Source organism: Methylorubrum pseudosasae, assembly GCF_029504475.1.
In the GTDB taxonomy this organism is placed as follows: domain Bacteria; phylum Pseudomonadota; class Alphaproteobacteria; order Rhizobiales; family Beijerinckiaceae; genus Methylobacterium; species Methylobacterium extorquens.
Genome location: NZ_JAQGDU010000002.1, coordinates 2,515,167 through 2,532,081, shown reverse-complemented (window position 1 = coordinate 2,532,081; position 16,915 = coordinate 2,515,167). Strand labels below are relative to the sequence as shown.

At 66.7% G+C, this 16,915-nt stretch carries 11 protein-coding genes and 2 pseudogenes; 7 read left to right on the top strand and 6 right to left on the bottom strand.

Translation table 11 applies throughout. From position 1 onward, the window contains the following. Positions 1–41 precede the first annotated feature (41 nt). Complete coding sequence (locus M2437_RS12735; RefSeq protein WP_253387615.1) at positions 42–1,550, top strand: porin; 1,509 nt, start codon at positions 42–44, stop codon at positions 1,548–1,550. A 43-nt stretch (positions 1,551–1,593) separates the two neighbouring features. Here the strand turns inward: M2437_RS12735 and M2437_RS12730 are convergent, their stop codons facing one another. Beyond that, on the bottom strand, positions 1,594–1,743 hold the full coding sequence (locus tag M2437_RS12730) for a hypothetical protein (RefSeq protein WP_253387614.1): 150 nt from the start codon (positions 1,741–1,743) through the stop codon (positions 1,594–1,596). A 673-nt stretch (positions 1,744–2,416) separates the two neighbouring features. Here M2437_RS12730 and rplJ point away from each other — a divergent pair. The 4 genes from rplJ to rpoC all read left to right on the top strand — a co-directional run bounded on the left by rplJ (position 2,417) and on the right by rpoC (position 12,159). After that, complete coding sequence (rplJ, locus tag M2437_RS12725) at positions 2,417–2,935, top strand: 50S ribosomal protein L10 (RefSeq protein ID WP_003597538.1); 519 nt, start codon at positions 2,417–2,419, stop codon at positions 2,933–2,935. Positions 2,936–2,992: 57 nt separating this feature from the next. Continuing rightward, entirely contained in the window at positions 2,993–3,370 is a 378-nt protein-coding gene (gene rplL, locus M2437_RS12720; protein ID WP_003597539.1) for a 50S ribosomal protein L7/L12, read from the top strand. Positions 3,371–3,632: 262 nt separating this feature from the next. Continuing rightward, on the top strand, positions 3,633–7,763 hold the full coding sequence (gene rpoB, locus M2437_RS12715; RefSeq protein ID WP_003597540.1) for a DNA-directed RNA polymerase subunit beta: 4,131 nt from the start codon (positions 3,633–3,635) through the stop codon (positions 7,761–7,763). Positions 7,764–7,941: 178 nt separating this feature from the next. Continuing rightward, positions 7,942–12,159: a DNA-directed RNA polymerase subunit beta' gene (rpoC, locus tag M2437_RS12710; protein ID WP_012255172.1), complete on the top strand. Its 4,218-nt coding sequence runs from the start codon at positions 7,942–7,944 to the stop codon at positions 12,157–12,159. A gap of 125 nt (positions 12,160–12,284) precedes the next feature. On the opposite strand, the gene M2437_RS12705 is transcribed toward rpoC, so the two are convergent. Both M2437_RS12705 and M2437_RS12700 read right to left on the bottom strand, forming a co-directional pair. Next, on the bottom strand, positions 12,285–13,385 hold the full coding sequence (locus M2437_RS12705; protein ID WP_253387613.1) for a polyamine ABC transporter substrate-binding protein: 1,101 nt from the start codon (positions 13,383–13,385) through the stop codon (positions 12,285–12,287). After that, entirely contained in the window at positions 13,382–13,741 is a 360-nt protein-coding gene (locus M2437_RS12700) for a RidA family protein (protein WP_003597543.1), read from the bottom strand. Before M2437_RS12700 ends, M2437_RS12705 begins: the two co-directional genes overlap by 4 nt. 250 nt (positions 13,742–13,991) lie before the next feature. Between M2437_RS12700 and M2437_RS12695 the strand changes: the two genes are divergently transcribed. Next, complete coding sequence (locus tag M2437_RS12695) at positions 13,992–14,258, top strand: GlsB/YeaQ/YmgE family stress response membrane protein (protein WP_012255174.1); 267 nt, start codon at positions 13,992–13,994, stop codon at positions 14,256–14,258. 104 nt (positions 14,259–14,362) lie between these two features. Here the strand turns inward: M2437_RS12695 and M2437_RS12690 are convergent, their stop codons facing one another. Further along, complete coding sequence (locus M2437_RS12690; protein WP_253387612.1) at positions 14,363–15,256, bottom strand: SDR family oxidoreductase; 894 nt, start codon at positions 15,254–15,256, stop codon at positions 14,363–14,365. Between the two features lie 77 nt (positions 15,257–15,333). Between M2437_RS12690 and M2437_RS12685 the strand changes: the two are divergent. Beyond that, positions 15,334–15,826, top strand: a pseudogene (locus M2437_RS12685) (winged helix-turn-helix transcriptional regulator). Between the two features lie 56 nt (positions 15,827–15,882). Here M2437_RS12685 and M2437_RS12680 read toward each other — a convergent pair. Both M2437_RS12680 and M2437_RS12675 read right to left on the bottom strand, forming a co-directional pair. Next, a pseudogene (locus M2437_RS12680) lies at positions 15,883–16,108 on the bottom strand (YgaP-like transmembrane domain). 90 nt (positions 16,109–16,198) lie between these two features. Then, the gene (locus tag M2437_RS12675) at positions 16,199–16,840 is read right to left on the bottom strand and encodes a glutathione S-transferase family protein (protein WP_056464422.1); all 642 of its coding nucleotides are present in this window, start codon (positions 16,838–16,840) and stop codon (positions 16,199–16,201) included. Positions 16,841–16,915: the final 75 nt, after the last annotated feature.

The window sequence follows — 16,915 nt, the reverse complement described above, 5'->3', positions numbered from 1 at the left end:
TGATCACGCCGGCCCGGAACGCGGCAAAGGGGGTTCGAGAGATGAAACGACGTCTTCTGACCGCGCTGCTCTTATCGAGCGCTCTGGTGCTGCCATGCGCTCGGGCACAGGCTCAGACGGTCGCCGAGCTTCAGCGGCAGATCAACGAACTCAAGGCGCTGATCAAGGCGCAGTCGGAGGCGCAGGGCAGAGGTGGGCGGGGGCCGCTACGGCAGGCGAACGCCCGCAACACCGATGCCGGCACCTTCCCGGCGGCGGGGCGCCCGAACGAATCCGCGATCGGGCAGCCGGCCGCACCCGGCCCGGTCCCGCACCGCTTCGCCATCGACGAGCCGGAGACGTGGTACGACGCGCTGGTGCCGCCCGCGCCGCAGCTGCTGGCCGACGACCCCCGTCAAGCCGGCCGGCCGAAGACCTGGTTCGAGCGCCTCTCGCTGCGCGGCTACACCCAGCTGCGCGGCAACGAGTTCCTGTCCGGTGACGATACGGCGCCCTCCGGCGTCTCGCGCCTGCGCTCGGTCCACGACAGCGGCATCACCGACCGCAACAACTTCACCTTCCGCCGGGTGCGCTTGGTCCTGCAGGGCGACATCCACGAGCGGGTGTTCCTCTACATCCAGCCCGACTTCGCGGTCGGCGTGGGCGACCGCCAGCACTTCACGCAGCTGCGCGACGCCTATGCCGACGTGTTCCTCGACGACGAGCGCCGCACCAAACTGCGCTTCGGCCAGCAGAAGGTGCCCTACGGCTGGGAAAACCTGCAATCCTCGCAGAACCGCCTGACACTCGACCGCTCCGACGCGATCAACAGCGGCGTGCCCGGCGAGCGCGATATCGGTATCACGTTCTACTACACCCCTGCGCACGTGCAGCGCATCTGGGATCGTCTGGCCAAGGGCGGCCAGAAGCTGTTCGGCAATTACGGTGCCCTGGGCGTCGGTATCTACAACGGCCAGACCATCAACCGGGTCGAGGGCAACAACGACCTGATGACGGTCATGATGGCGACCTGGCCGTTCGAACTCGACGGGCTCGGCGAGGCGTTCAAGGGGCAGGTGGTGGAAGTCGGCGGCTCGGCCTACCGCAACCGCTTCCGGCCCGAAGCGACCTTCGGTTCCTCCACCGCCCTGGGCAACACCTTCGACGACGAGCGCGTCGGCGTGCACGCGATGCTGTACCCGCAGCCCTTCGGCCTTCAGGGTGAGTGGAACTGGGGACGCGGCCCCGAATTCGATCCCGTGGCCCGGGCGATCCTGACCAAGCCGCTCCAGGGCGGCTACGTCCAGGCGATGTACAAGGTCGACCATTCGCCGGTCGGCCCGTTCATGCCCTACATCCGCTGGCAGACCTATGACGGCGGCTGGAAGGTCGGGACGAACGCGCCGCGCCTCGACACCGACGAAGTGGAACTCGGCGTCGAGTTCCAGCCGATCAAGTCGGTGGAACTCACCCTGGCCTACGCCAACATGAAGCGCCGCGAGGCCAGCAGCAGCCGCTTCGGCCGGGCCGAGGGCGACCTGTTCCGCGGACAGCTCCAGATCAACTACTGATCGCGGAGCGGGGCTCGGTGAGCCATGCCGGGCGATCCGAGGCTCAGGCCTCGGATCGCTTCGACAGCAGCGCGGCGCGGCTCGCGCCCATCCCGCCCTCGCTGTCCGGGTTACGCAACTCGCGCATCCCCGGCAGGTGGCCGTCCACGAGGAACACGAACACCACCAGCGCCAACAACACCTTCGAGGCCATCGCCCGCGAGATCCCCTGCTTTTGTGCGCTGCGGTGTAAGGCCGCCGCCCATGGTCGGGGATGCGCTGGCGCACACGGGCTCCGCGCCGCGGCGGACGCGGCGCGGGCAGAGTCAAGGATCGGTTAAGGCGAGGGCATGCCTCCGGCCGGGGCCCATGCCCGCCCGCGCTCGCTCGGGCCCTCGTCTGCTTCCTTGCCTGCGACGGAAAAGTCGCATTGCGGGACTTGGCAGGCGGCTTGCACGCCGCTATAGACCGCGCTCCACGATTTCAACCATTGAAAGGGATCGGCCAATCGGTCGGTTTCCATTCGAGATGCCGTTCGGGCAACCGGACGGTGATGGCCGGGATGGTCTTGGAGCTTCTGCTCCGAGCGCCGTTTCCGGCTATGTCCTGTCCGAGACTGCAGGCGCCGGGCGACCGGCTTAATCGGCGACAGCCTGCACAGACGGGGAAGACCGAATTTTTCTACGTCTTCCTCCGGGGCCGTCAGGCGCCGGCGGGAGACCTCGGTTTGAACCAATCTCACCCGCGAGGGGCCCCTGGGGCGCTTCAAAGGGACAGGGCCGTGAGACGTCGTCCGCGACGGTTCCGGCTTCTACGCCGAGATCCGTTCCGGGCGGCAAGTGCAACCGGCGGGCCTGTCTCAGGTTCCGCCAACCGGAGAGAGCACAGTGGACCGGACAGCTAAAGCTGATCTCGTCTCGACGCTCAACGGCGTGTTCAATGCGAACGCCGTGGTCGTCGTGGCCCACTACAAAGGCCTCACGGTCGCCGACATGCAGAAGCTGCGCTCGCAGATGAAGCAGGCCGGCGCCACCGTGAAGGTCGCCAAGAACCGGCTCGCCAGCATCGCTCTCGATGGCACGGACGTCGCCTCCATCAAGCCCCTCCTGAAGGGCCCGACCCTGCTCGCTTACTCCAGCGATCCGGTCGCGGCCGCCAAGGTTGCGGTGGACTTCGCCAAGACGAACGACAAGCTCGTGATTCTCGGCGGCGCCATGGGAACGACTGCCCTGAACCCGGACGGCGTGAAGGCGCTCGCCTCGCTCCCGTCCCTCGACGAACTGCGCGCCAAGCTCGTGGGCCTCATCCAGGCTCCCGCGACCAAGGTCGCCCAGGTCGTCAACGCGCCGGCGGCCAAGCTCGCCCGCGTGTTCGGGGCCTATGCCAAGAAGGACGAGGCGGCCTGAGCCGTTTCTCCCCCACAAACCGACCCGTTCAAACCGATACACCAAAGGAACACGCACATGGCTGATCTCGCCAAGATCGTCGAGGACCTCTCCTCGCTGACCGTTCTCGAGGCCGCCGAGCTCGCCAAGCTCCTCGAAGAGAAGTGGGGCGTCTCGGCTGCTGCCGCCGTCGCCGTCGCCGCTGGCCCGGCCGCCGGTGCTGGCGCCGCTGCCGTCGAAGAGCAGACCGAGTTCACGGTCGTGCTCGCTTCGGCCGGCGACAAGAAGATCGAGGTCATCAAGGAGGTCCGCGCGATCACCGGCCTCGGCCTCAAGGAAGCCAAGGACCTCGTCGAGGGCGCGCCCAAGCCCGTCAAGGAAGGCGCGACCAAGGACGAGGCCGAGAAGCTCAAGGCCCAGCTCGAGAAGGCCGGCGCCAAGGTCGAGCTTAAGTAATCCGTCGATGGGCCGAGACCGGCCCATCGCATCCGGCGCGCTCTCCTCGAGGGCGCGCCGGCCAGACGCCCGCGGGCTCCGGCTCGCGGGCTAACGCTGCTTCGGGCGGCCGTCGTTCCTGAAGGCAGGAATGGGCGGCGAACGGAGACAAATTCGGTTCGGGTGGGCTGATCGTCCGGCGGGACGGCCCTTCGGGTCCGGTGATGGGAGGCGGTCCGCCGTTCCCCGGGCACCCTACGCTGAGGTGGTGGAGCGAGGTCTCATGGCCAATACGCTGGTCGGTCGCAAGCGCATTCGCAAGTTCTTCGGTAAGATCCGGGAAGTCGCCGAGATGCCGAACCTCATCGAGGTTCAAAAGGCGTCCTACGACCAGTTCCTGATGGTGGACGAGCCCGAGGGCGGGCGTGCCGACGAGGGCCTGCAGAGCGTCTTCAAGTCGGTCTTCCCGATCTCCGACTTCGCCTCGACGGCGCTGCTCGAGTTCGTGCGGTACACCTTCGAACAGCCGAAATACGACGTCGACGAGTGCCGCCAGCGCGGCATCACCTTCGCGGCCCCGCTCAAGGTGACGCTGCGGCTCATCGTGTTCGATGTGGACCCCGATACCGGCGCCAAGTCGGTCAAGGACATCAAGGAGCAGGATGTCTACATGGGCGACATGCCGCTCATGACGGACAACGGCACCTTCATCGTCAACGGCACCGAGCGCGTCATCGTCTCGCAGATGCACCGCTCGCCGGGCGTGTTCTTCGACCACGACAAGGGCAAGACCCACTCGTCCGGCAAGCTGCTGTTCGCCGCCCGCATCATCCCCTACCGGGGCTCCTGGCTCGACGTCGAGTTCGACGCCAAGGACATCGTGCACGTGCGTATCGACCGCAAGCGCAAGCTGCCGGTCACCTCGCTGCTGTTCGCGCTCGGCCTCGACGGCGAAGAGATCCTCTCGACCTTCTACAACCGCGTCGCCTACCAGCGTGACGGGGCGGATTGGCGCGTGCCGTTCGACGCCGAGCGCCTCAAGGGATTCAAGGCCTCGGTCGATCTCATCGACGCCGATTCCGGCGAGGTCGTGCTGGAGGCGGGCAAGAAGCTCAACGCCCGCAACGCGCGTCTGATCGGCGAGAAGGGCACCAAGTTCCTGCGCGCCGCGGACGAGGATCTGATCGGCCAGTACATCGCCGAAGACCTCGTCAACATGAAGACGGGCGAGATCTGGGCCGAGGCCGGCGACGAGATCTCCGAGAAGCTCCTCAAGAGCCTCGACGATGTCGGCGTCACCGAGCTGCCCGTGCTCGACATCGACCACGTCAATGTCGGCCCCTACATCCGCAACACGCTGGCGGTGGACAAGAACTCGGCCCGCGAGGGCGCGCTGTTCGACATCTACCGCGTCATGCGTCCCGGCGAGCCGCCGACGCTCGACACCGCCGAGGCGATGTTCCACTCGCTGTTCTTCGATTCCGAGCGCTACGACCTCTCGGCGGTCGGCCGCGTGAAGATGAACATGCGCCTCGACCTCGACGCCGCCGACACCGTGCGGACGCTGCGCCGGGAGGACATGCTCGCGGTCGTCAAGGCGCTGGTCGACCTGCGCGACGGCAAGGGCGAGATCGACGACATCGACCACCTCGGCAACCGCCGTGTCCGCTCGGTCGGCGAGCTGATGGAGAACCAGTACCGTCTGGGCCTCCTGCGGATGGAGCGCGCCATCAAGGAGCGCATGTCCTCGGTCGATATCGACACGGTGATGCCGCAGGACCTCATCAACGCGAAGCCCGCCGCGGCGGCGGTGCGCGAGTTCTTCGGCTCGTCGCAGCTCTCGCAGTTCATGGACCAGACCAACCCGCTGTCGGAAGTGACGCACAAGCGCCGCCTCTCGGCGCTTGGCCCGGGCGGTCTGACCCGCGAGCGCGCCGGCTTCGAGGTGCGCGACGTGCACCCGACCCATTACGGCCGCATCTGCCCGATCGAGACCCCGGAAGGCCCGAATATCGGCCTGATCAACTCGCTGGCGACCTTCGCCCGCGTGAACAAGTACGGCTTCATCGAGACGCCGTTCCGCCGGGTGAAGGACGGCGTGGTGACCGACGAGGTCGCCTACCTCTCCGCCATGGAAGAGGCGAAGTACTATGTCGCCCAGGCCAATGCCGGCATGGACGAGGGCCGCAAGCTGACGGACGACCTCGTGGTCTGCCGCCGCGCGGGTGAGGTCATCGTGGTCGCCCCCGACCGCGTCGATCTCATGGACGTGTCGCCGAAGCAGCTCGTCTCGGTCGCCGCGGCGCTGATCCCGTTCCTCGAGAACGACGACGCCAACCGCGCGCTGATGGGCTCGAACATGCAGCGCCAGGCGGTGCCGCTGGTTCGCGCCGACGCGCCCTTCGTCGGCACCGGCATGGAGGCCGTGGTCGCCCGCGACTCCGGTGCCGCCATCGCCGCCCGCCGCTCCGGCATCGTCGATCAGGTGGACGCCACCCGTATCGTCATCCGCGCCTCGGAAGAGACCGACCCGACCAAGCCCGGCGTCGACATCTACCGCCTGCAGAAGTTCCAGCGCTCCAACCAGTCGACCTGCATCACGCAGAAGCCGCTGGTGCGCGTCGGCGAGCCGGTGAAGAAGGGCGAGATCATCGCCGACGGTCCCTCGACCGAGTTCGGTGAGCTCGCGCTCGGCCGCAACGTGCTCGTCGCGTTCATGCCGTGGAACGGCTACAACTTCGAGGACTCGATCCTGCTCTCCGAGCGGATCGTGAAGGATGACGTGTTCACCTCGATCCACATCGAGGAATTCGAGGTGATGGCCCGCGACACCAAGCTGGGTCCGGAGGAAATCACCCGCGACATCCCGAACGTCTCGGAAGAGGCGCTCAAGAACCTCGACGAGGCCGGCATCGTCTATATCGGCGCCGAGGTGCATGCCGGCGACATCCTCGTCGGCAAGATCACGCCGAAGGGCGAGAGCCCGATGACGCCGGAGGAAAAGCTCCTGCGCGCCATCTTCGGCGAGAAGGCCTCGGACGTGCGCGACACCTCGCTCCGGGTTCCCCCGGGCGTGACCGGCACGATCGTCGAGGTGCGGGTGTTCAACCGCCACGGCGTCGACAAGGACGAGCGCGCCCAGGCGATCGAGCGCGAGGAGATCGAGCGTCTCGCCAAGGACCGCGACGACGAGCAGACCATCCTCGACCGCAACACCTATGCCCGCTTGGCCGAGGTGCTGATCGGTCAGTCGCCGATCGCCGGCCCGAAGGGCTTCCGCAAAGACACCACGCTGACCCGCGAGATCATCAGCGAGTATCCCCGCTCGCAATGGTGGCAGTTCGCCGTCGTCGACGACCGTATGATGACGGAAATCGAGGCGATGCAGAAGCAGTACGATGAGTCGAAGAAGCGCCTTGAGCAGCGCTTCCTCGACAAGGTCGAGAAGCTGCAGCGCGGCGACGAGCTTCCGCCCGGCGTCATGAAGATGGTCAAGGTCTTCGTGGCGGTGAAGCGCAAGATCCAGCCCGGCGACAAGATGGCCGGCCGCCACGGCAACAAGGGTGTCGTGTCGCGTATCGTGCCGATCGAGGACATGCCGTTCCTCGAAGACGGCACGCATGCCGACATCGTGCTCAACCCGCTTGGCGTGCCCTCGCGCATGAATGTCGGCCAGATCCTGGAAACCCATCTGGGCTGGGCGGCTGCGGGCTTGGGTCGCAAGGTCTCCAAGGCGGTCGATGCCTATTTGAAGAACCAGGACATCGCGCCGCTGCGGGCTGAGATGGAAGCGATCTACTCGCCGTCCGAACTCGAGGGGCTGTCCGACGAGGCTCTGGCCGAGGCGGGCAACAACGTGCGCCGCGGCGTGCCGATGGCCACCCCGGTGTTCAACGGCGCCAAGGAAGCCGACATCGAGACGATGCTGGAGATGGCCGGGCTCGACCGCTCGGCGCAGTCGACGCTCTACGACGGGCGGACCGGCGAGCCCTTCGACCGCAAGGTCACCATGGGCTACATCTACATGCTGAAGCTGCACCACCTCGTGGACGACAAGATCCACGCGCGCTCGATCGGCCCGTACTCGCTCGTCACCCAGCAGCCGCTGGGCGGTAAGGCGCAGTTCGGCGGTCAGCGCTTCGGTGAGATGGAGGTCTGGGCGCTGGAGGCCTACGGCGCGGCCTACACGCTGCAGGAGATGCTCACGGTGAAGTCGGACGACGTGGCCGGCCGCACCAAGGTCTACGAGGCGATCGTCCGCGGCGACGACACGTTCGAGGCCGGCATCCCCGAATCCTTCAACGTGCTCGTCAAGGAGATGCGCTCGCTCGGCCTCAACGTCGAGCTCACCTCCTCCAAGCAGCAGCAGGCGGCCAACGACCAGATCGAGCCGCCGGCCGACGCCGCCGAGTAACGACAGCCATCACCTCCCGCAGCGGTGCCTTTCCCGAGGCCCCGCCGCGGTCGAGCAGGAAGGGGCGGGGCCTTCCCAAGCACGACGACGGCCAGCGGCGCTCCGGACGAGCGCGGCGCCATGAGGATCAAGCCGTGACTGCCCAGGCGCGGGGCAGCCGGCGAGCAAGGAGCGGATCATGAACCAAGAGGTCATGAACCTTTTCAATCAGCAGGCCCAGCCGCAGAGCTTCGACCAGATCAAGATCTCGATCTCGTCGCCCGAGAAAATTCTGTCTTGGTCCTACGGCGAGATCAAGAAGCCCGAGACGATCAACTACCGTACCTTTAAGCCCGAGCGCGACGGCCTGTTCTGTGCGCGCATCTTCGGGCCGATCAAGGATTACGAGTGCTTGTGCGGCAAGTACAAGCGCATGAAGTACAAGGGCGTCATCTGCGAGAAGTGCGGCGTCGAGGTCACCCTCGCCCGCGTCCGTCGCGACCGCATGGGCCATATCGAGCTGGCCGCCCCCGTCGCCCATATCTGGTTCCTGAAGTCGCTGCCGAGCCGCATCGGCCTGCTGCTCGACATGGCGCTCAAGGACCTTGAGCGGATCCTGTACTTCGAGTCCTACGTCGTCATCGAGCCGGGCCTCACCCCCCTGAAGGAGCGTCAGCTCCTCTCGGAGGAGGAGTACCTGCGCGCGCAGGAGGAGTACGGCGAGGATTCGTTCACGGCGATGATCGGCGCCGAGGCGATCCGGCGCATCCTGATGGAACTCGACCTCGAGGGCATCGCGACGTCGCTCAAGGAGGAGATCGCGACGACGACCTCCGAGCTGAAGCCCAAGAAGCTGATGAAGCGCCTCAAGATCATCGAGGCGTTCCAGCTCTCGGGCAACAAGCCCGAGTGGATGATCCTGACGGTCGTGCCCGTCATCCCGCCGGACCTGCGCCCGCTGGTCCCGCTGGACGGCGGCCGCTTCGCCACGTCCGACCTCAACGACCTCTATCGCCGCGTCATCAACCGCAACAACCGCCTCAAGCGGCTGATCGAGCTGCGCGCGCCGGACATCATCATCCGCAACGAGAAGCGCATGCTTCAGGAAGCGGTCGATGCGCTGTTCGACAACGGCCGCCGCGGCCGCGTCATCACGGGTGCCAACAAGCGTCCGCTGAAGTCGCTCGCCGACATGCTGAAGGGCAAGCAGGGCCGCTTCCGCCAGAACCTGCTCGGCAAGCGCGTCGATTACTCCGGCCGTTCGGTCATCGTGGTCGGTCCCGAGCTGAAGCTGCACCAGTGCGGCCTGCCGAAGAAGATGGCGCTCGAGCTGTTCAAGCCGTTCATCTACGCGCGCCTCGACGCCAAGGGTTTCTCCGCCACCGTCAAGCAGGCGAAGAAGCTCGTCGAGAAGGAGAAGCCCGAGGTTTGGGATATCCTGGATGAGGTCATCCGCGAGCATCCCGTCATGCTCAACCGCGCGCCGACGCTGCACCGCCTCGGCATCCAGGCGTTCGAGCCGAAGCTGATCGAGGGCAAGGCGATCCAGCTTCACCCGCTGGTCTGCGCCGCGTTCAACGCCGACTTCGACGGCGACCAGATGGCCGTGCACGTTCCCCTGAGCCTCGAGGCTCAGCTGGAGGCGCGCGTCCTGATGATGTCGACCAACAACATCCTGCACCCAGCCAATGGTCAGCCGATCATCGTGCCGTCGCAGGACATCGTGCTGGGCCTCTACTACCTCTCGATCGTCGCCGACGGCTCGGTCGGCGAGCACAAGGCCGACGACAAGAACAACCCGATGCAGGGTGTGTTCGGCGATATCGGTCAGCTCGAGCACGCGCTCGCGGCCAAGTCCGTTTCGCTGCACTCGAAGATCAAGTGGCGCTGGCGCGGCCTCGGCCCCGATGGCGAGCCCGTCTCCCGGATCTACGACACCACGCCGGGCCGCGTGATCCTGTCCGGCGTGCTGCCGATGCACCCGAAGGTGCCCTTCGACGTCGTCAACAAGCTGATGACGAAGAAGGAGATCTCGGCGATGATCGACACCGTCTACCGCCACTGCGGTCAGAAGGAGTCGGTGATCTTCTGCGACCGCATCATGGCGCTCGGCTTCAGCCACGCGTTCAAGGCCGGTATCTCGTTCGGCAAGGACGACATGGTCGTGCCGGAGAACAAGTGGTCGATCGTCGAGGACACCCGCACGCTCGTGAAGGATTACGAGCAGCAGTACAACGACGGCCTGATCACCCAGGGCGAGAAGTACAACAAGGTCGTCGATGCCTGGGCCAAGTGCTCGGACAAGCTCGCCGCCGAGATGATGGGCCGGATCTCCGCCGTCCAGAAGGACGAGAACGGGGCCGACAAGCAGGTCAACTCGATCTACATGATGAGCCACTCGGGCGCCCGTGGTTCGCCCGCGCAGATGAAGCAGCTCGCGGCGATGCGCGGCCTCATGGCCAAGCCGTCGGGTGAGATCATCGAGACGCCGATCATCTCGAACTTCAAGGAAGGCCTCGACGTTCTCGAGTACTTCAACTCCACCCACGGCGCCCGTAAGGGTCTCGCGGACACGGCGTTGAAGACCGCGAACTCGGGCTACCTGACGCGTCGTCTGGTGGACGTGGCGCAGGACGCGGTCATCCGCGAGGTCGATTGCGGCACGACCAACGGCATCAAGATGCGCGCCATCATCGATGCCGGCCAGGTCGTCGCCCCGCTCTCCATCCGTATCCTGGGCCGCGCCACGGCCGAGGATCTGGTGGCGCAGGACGGCACCGTCATCGTCAAGACGAACGAGACGATCGAGGAGCGTCACCTGCCGGCGATCAACGCCGCCGGCATCCAGGAGGTGAAGATCCGCTCGGTGCTGGTCTGCCAGACCAAGAGCGGCGTCTGCGCCACCTGCTACGGGCGCGATCTGGCCCGCGGCACGCCCGTCAACATGGGCGAGGCTGTCGGCGTCATCGCGGCGCAGTCGATCGGCGAGCCGGGCACCCAGCTCACCATGCGTACCTTCCACATCGGCGGTGCGGCGCAGATCGCGGATTCGTCCTTCGTCGAGTCGAGCTTCGAGGGCACGATCAAGATCCGCAACCGCTCGCTGGCCAAGAACTCGGATGGCGACCTCATCGCCACCGGCCGTTCGGTCGCCGTGGTGATCGTCGGGCCGGACGGGACCGAGCGGGCGGTGCACCGCCTGCAATACGGTGCCCGTGTGCGCGTCGACGAGGGCGACACGATCAAGCGCGGCCAGCGGATCGCCGAGTGGGACCCCTACACCCGTCCGATCGTCGCCGAGGTGGACGGCATCGTCGGCTACGAGGATCTCTATGATGGCCAGTCCATCACCGAGACCACCGACGAGTCGACCGGCATCGCCAAGCGCGTCGTCATCGACTGGCGCGGTTCATCCCGCACCTCCGACCTGAAGCCGGCCATGCTCGTGCTGGATCAGGACGGCAAGCCGGTGAAGCTGGCCCGCGGTTCGGACGCCCGCTACTACCTGCCGGTCGATGCCATCATCGGTCTCGATCCGGGTGCGAAGGTGCGGGCCGGCGACGTGCTCGCCCGTGTCTCGACGGACTCGGCCAAGACCCGCGACATCACCGGCGGTCTGCCGCGGGTGGCGGAGCTGTTCGAGGCGCGTCGTCCGAAGGATGCGGCGATCATCGCCGAGAAGTCGGGCTCGATCGCCTTCGGCCGCGACTACAAGAACAAGCGTCGTCTGACGCTGACGCCGCACGACGGCTCCGATGCCGTCGAGTACCTGATCCCGAAGGGCAAGCACATCCACTTGCAGGACGGGGACGTGGTGGAACTCGGCGACTACATCGTCGACGGCAACCCGGCGCCGCACGACATCCTGGCGATCAAGGGCGTGGAGGAGCTTGCCGCCTACCTCGTCAACGAGATCCAGGAGGTCTACCGGCTCCAGGGCGTGTCGATCAACGACAAGCACATCGAGGTCATCGTCCGGCAGATGCTGCAGAAGGTGGAAATCACCGACGGCGGCGACTCCGACATCCTCACGGGCGATCAGATCGACCGCACCGAACTGGCCGACTTCAACGAGAAGCTCCTCGCCGAGGGCAAAAAGCCGATCCAGGGCGTGCCCGTCCTGCTCGGCATCACCAAGGCGTCGCTGCAGACCAAGTCGTTCATCTCGGCGGCCTCGTTCCAGGAGACCACCCGCGTCCTCACGGAGGCGGCGGTCAACGGCAAGGTCGATACCTTGGACGGCCTGAAGGAGAACGTCATCGTCGGCTCGCTCATCCCGGCTGGCACCGGCTCGCTCGCGGCGGACATCCGCTCCATCGCGCGCCGCCGTGACAACCTGATCCTTCAGCAGCGCTCCGCCGAGAACGCGGCCAACGCCGCTGAACTCAGCGAGCTGCCCCCGGCGGCGGCCGAGTAATCGGCCGCTCCTTTCCAGACCCACGACATGAGAAAGGCCCCGGCTCGGAAGAGCCGGGGCCTTTCTCGTTAGGCGCTGCCCCGGCACCCCCGCCGAAGGGGTGATTGGGCTCCGAGAGAGGGCGCTCAGCGGCCGGTGCGCACCCGCGTCCAGGCCCGGGTGACGAAGCGCTGGGTCGAGTCGTTCCAGGCAGTGTTGACCGAGAGCCGCTGCATCGTCGTCTCGTCGGGGTAGATGCCGGGATTGTTGAGAAGCTCCGGCTTCACGAGCTTGCGCGCGGCGAGGTTGCCGTTGGCGAAGGAAACGAAGTTGGTGTTGGCCGCCGCCACTTCGGGACGCATCATGTAGTCGATGAAGGCATGCGCCTCGGCCGGGTGGGCGGCATCCTTCGGGACCGCGAAGGCGTCGAACCACATCAGCGCGCCTTCCTTCGGGATGAAGTAGGCGATCTCGATGCCGTTCTTCGATTCCTCGGCGCGCTTCTTCGCCTGCATCACGTCGCCGGAATAGCCGACCGCGAGGCAGACATCGCCGTTGGCGAGCCCGTTGACGTATTCCGAGGAGTGGAATTTCCGCACCGCGCCGCGGACCTTGTAGAGCGCGTCGGTCACCGCGGTGATGTCGTCCCAGCGCTTCGAATCCGACTTGAAGCCGTAGAAGGGCAGGATCGAGGGAATCAGATCCTCGGGGGAGTCGAGAAGCATGACTCCGCAATCCTTCAGCTTCGCGATCGAGCCGGGATTGAGCACGAGGCTCCAGCTATTGAGGGGGGCGTTGGCGCCGAGGCGCTCGCGCACGGCCGAGACGTTCACGCCGATGCCGGTGGTGCCCCACATGTAATCGACGGCGAACGCGTTGCCCGGATCATAGGCCTGGAGCCGGGTGCTGATCTCGGGCCAAGCGTGTTTGAGGTTCGGGATCTTCGCCTTGTCGAGCGGCAGGAACACGCCCGCCTTGATCAGGCGCTGAAGGAAGGGGCCGGAGGGCACGACGATGTCGTAGCCGGACTTGCCGGCCAGGAGCTTCGTCTCGAGGATCTCGTTGTTGTCGTAGGTGTCGTAGACGACCTTGATCCCCGTCTCCTTGGTGAAGTCGTCGAGCACCTTCGGGTCGATGTAGTCCGACCAGTTGTAGATGTTGACGACCCGCTCCTCGGCCCGCACCCCGCCGGCCGCGCAGAGGAGGGGGAGGGCGGCGAGCCCTCCCAGCAGAAGCCGCCGGATCACGATTTGCCCCGGACAGCCGTGACCACGATCTCGACGAGGTATTCCGGCCCGGCGAGCCGCGCCTCGACGGTAGCGCGGGCGGGCGGGTTCCCCTTGTCGACCCAGGCGTCCCAGGCGGCGTTCATCTCGGCAAAGCTTCCGATATCGGCGAGATAGACGGTCGCCGAGAGGATGCGGGCCTTGTCGCTGCCCGTCGCCATCAGCAGCCGGTCGATCTGTTCCAGGATCTGCTGCGTCTGTGCGGTGACGCCGGTGCCGACCACGTCGGCGGCCACCTGACCCGCCAGGAACACGAGGTCGCCATGGGCGACCGCCTGGGACATGCGCGGGCCGGTCTCGTAGCGTTCGATGGTCATCGTAGGGTCGCCGGTCTCGATTCGTGAAGGAAGCGAACCCTTCTGCCGCCCGGAGCGGTACCCCGTAAAGGGGTTCGAGCGGCGCGTCGGAATGCCGGAGGCGGGGCCGGTCGCGCAGGCCCGGATTTTTTGGACGGTCCCGCATTTCCCAAGGCAACCGGCGTCGTCGCTCGCGCGTTTGTCATCCGAATACGGCCAAGTCTTCCGGCCGGAGCTTCAGATCGACGACGACTTTCGGGGTTGGGACGACATGGAAATTCTCTGGACCATCATCATCGGCTTCGTGGCCGGCATCATCGCCAAGTTCATCATGCCCGGTGACAAGGAGCCGTCCGGCTTCATCCTGACGACGATCCTCGGCATCGTCGGCGCCTTCGTCGCGACCTTCATCGGTCAGGCGGTCGGCTGGTACGGGCCCAACGAGGGCGCGCGCTTCATCGGCTCCATCGTCGGCGCCTGCGTGGTGCTGGCGATCTACGGCTTCATCGCCGGCCGGACCAGCAGCCGCTCGCTCTGACAGGCGGCAGCCCGCTTTGAAGAGAAAAGAGGCGCTCCTCGCGGGGCGCCTCTTTTTCGTTGGGCCCGGAAGCCGAAGCCGCGGCCACCGGCGCGCCGAAAGCGTCAGCCTTGGGCCGCCATCCCGCTGATCGTTCCGGCGATTGTGGTGCGATAAGGGATCGTCGGTCGGCCGATCAGCCCGCTCAACTGGCGGTTCGTATCGTTGAGTCCGCCCTGGGCCGCTGCCGTATCCGAATCGGCGAGCAGCGCCGCGAAGTCCTCCGGCAGGCCGGCAGCGATCAGGGCCGCCTTGAACGCAGCCTCCGTCAGGTTCCGGTAGACGACCGTCTGGCCGGACAGCACGCTCACCGCTGCCGCGAACTCATCCAGGGTGTAGGCGTCATCCCCCGCCAGTTCGTAGACGCGTCCGTCATGGCCGTCTGTCGTCAGCACGACGGCGGCGGCCTCGGCGAAGTCCGCCCGCGCGGCGGAGGCGATCCGGCCCTCGCCCGCACTGCCCAGAAATACCCCATGGGCCAGGGCCGGCGCGATCGAGGCGGCGTAGTTCTCGGTGTACCAGCCATTGCGCAGCACGGCGAAGGACAAGCCGGAAGCCTTCAGCGCATCTTCCGTCCGCCGATGCTCGTCCGCCAGGGCGAGTGGCGAGGTGTCGGCGCGAAGCAGGCTGGTATAGGCGATCAGGCTCACGCCGGATTGCCGGGCGGCTTGGATGACGTTCTGGTGCTGGGCAACGCGCTGGCCGATCTCGCTGGACGAGATGAGCAGCAGGCGGTCGATACCGCGAAAGGCTTCCGCCAATGTCTCAAGACGCGCGTAGTCGGCCACGCGGAGCGTGACGCCTCGCGCGCGCAGGTCCTCCGCCGCAGCACTTTCAAGCGAGCGGACACCCGCCACGATGCTGTCGGCCGACACCCTCTTCAGCAAGGCTTCGATCACCAGCCGGCCGAGCTGGCCGGTGGCACCGGTCACGAAAAGACGTGGTTCGGATGTGCTCATGACGGTGGTCCCACTCGGTTCCCATGCGGTACGTGGTACCTAATTGAGACCGCGTGAGCCGTGAAGGAGGCACTTCTTTGGGACAAGGTGACAGCGACGGAACCGCTCTCCGGCCGGGTCAGATCGAATTGGCACGGAGGTTTGCCGTCTGGCAGTCCAGTTTCGCGGAGATCGCGTCATGTCCGGTCCGCGATGTGCTGGATCGGGTCGGCGACAAGTGGTCGATGCTGATCTTGATCGCATTGGCCGCAGGGCCGGGCCGGTTCAGCGCGGTTGCCCGCATGGTCCCCGACATCTCCAAGCGGATGCTGACGCAGACGTTTCGCGATCTCGAAACGGGACGGCCTCATCGCACGGACGGTGTTCCCGACGAAGCCGCCGAGTGTCGAGTACCGGTTGACGCCGTTGGGAAGCGCGCTCCTTGATCCGCTCGCTCACCTCGTCGGCTGGGCCGAGCAGAACCATGCGGCCATTCAAGAGGCGCGGAGGCGCTTCGAGGCCGGCTCCGTTCCAGACGGGAAACCGGACGCGTCCGCGCCCCGGTCTTCGGCCGACGTCTCGGCCGATTGAGGCTGCGCCTGATCGCGTCGCGACCACGCGCAGCTTCGATCGCGAAACGCCCGAGATCAGCCGGTCAGGTCGCGCCCGCCCGCCGTGACCGCCTTGACCGCGCAATGGCCGGTGGCGCCGCGCACGGCAAGCCCGACGCCAACCACAAGGGCGGCGAGGCTCAGGAGCTTGTTCGGCCGGGGCTGAGCCGCCGCGGCGGCGATGCCGAGCCCCAGCGCGACGGAGACCGCCCGCTCGGTCATGCTCAGGTTCGGCTCGCCCGAAAAAAATGTCCTCGATCATCTCGTTCACGGTCAACGCACTCCTTCTCGACGCTGGTGCGACTTCGCGGGGCGAACGCGGGGCGGGCGGGGCCGTTCCGTCGGTCGGCGACTATGACGCCGCCTGCGCCTCGGCGAGCAAAGCGTCATCGATCGCCCGCGCCCGCGCGGCCGCCTCGCGGGCGAGGTGGCGCCCGGCATAGGCCTCGAAGGCCGGGCGCTTCGGGATCGTGCCGAACTGCATGCCCCAGCCGAGATGCGCGGCGACGTAGAGGTCGGCGGCGCTGAACCGGTCGCCCGCCACGAACTCCACCCCGGAAACGGCGGTTTCGAGCGTGTCGAGGGCCGTCTCCAGGCTGCCATAGCCGACCATGCCCTGCATGCGCGGGTCGTCGGGGACGCTCACCTTGAGCACGCCGTTCGTCACCGCCGCCTCGAGCGGCCCGGCGCAGAAGAACAGCCAGCGGTAATAGGGGCCGCGGTCGTGGTGGCTAGGCTCAGGGGCGAGGCCGGCCTGCGGGAAGGCGTCGGCGAGATAGGCGAGGATTGCGGGGCACTCGGTCACCACCGTCTCGCCGTGGCGCAGCGCCGGCACCTTCCCCATCGGGTTGATCGCCCGGTAGGCAGGCGCCTTCATGGAGGTGCCATAGCCGAGGATCTCGGTGCGGTAGGGGGCGCCGACCTCTTCCAGCATCCAGCGGACGATCCGGCCGCGGGACATCGGGTTGGTGTAGAAGACGAGATCGTCGGACATGAGGGCTCCGGGGCGAGGCACCCGCAGGGCGGGCGTCGCCCCGGTGTTAGGGGAGGGCGCGCGGGCGCGGAAGCC

Excerpts from the sequence above, each read along its gene's own strand:
- M2437_RS12700 (WP_003597543.1), bottom strand. The coding sequence starts at position 13,741 with ATGACCATCGAACGCTACGAGACCGGCCCGCGCATGTCCCAGGCGGTC.
- rplL (WP_003597539.1), top strand. The coding sequence starts at position 2,993 with ATGGCTGATCTCGCCAAGATCGTCGAGGACCTCTCCTCGCTGACCGTT.
- M2437_RS12690 (WP_253387612.1), bottom strand. The coding sequence starts at position 15,256 with ATGAGCACATCCGAACCACGTCTTTTCGTGACCGGTGCCACCGGCCAG.
- M2437_RS12675 (WP_056464422.1), bottom strand. The coding sequence starts at position 16,840 with ATGTCCGACGATCTCGTCTTCTACACCAACCCGATGTCCCGCGGCCGG.
- rpoB (WP_003597540.1), top strand. The coding sequence starts at position 3,633 with ATGGCCAATACGCTGGTCGGTCGCAAGCGCATTCGCAAGTTCTTCGGT.
- M2437_RS12695 (WP_012255174.1), top strand. The coding sequence starts at position 13,992 with ATGGAAATTCTCTGGACCATCATCATCGGCTTCGTGGCCGGCATCATC.
- rpoC (WP_012255172.1), top strand. The coding sequence starts at position 7,942 with ATGAACCAAGAGGTCATGAACCTTTTCAATCAGCAGGCCCAGCCGCAG.
- M2437_RS12735 (WP_253387615.1), top strand. The coding sequence starts at position 42 with ATGAAACGACGTCTTCTGACCGCGCTGCTCTTATCGAGCGCTCTGGTG.
- M2437_RS12730 (WP_253387614.1), bottom strand. The coding sequence starts at position 1,743 with ATGGCCTCGAAGGTGTTGTTGGCGCTGGTGGTGTTCGTGTTCCTCGTG.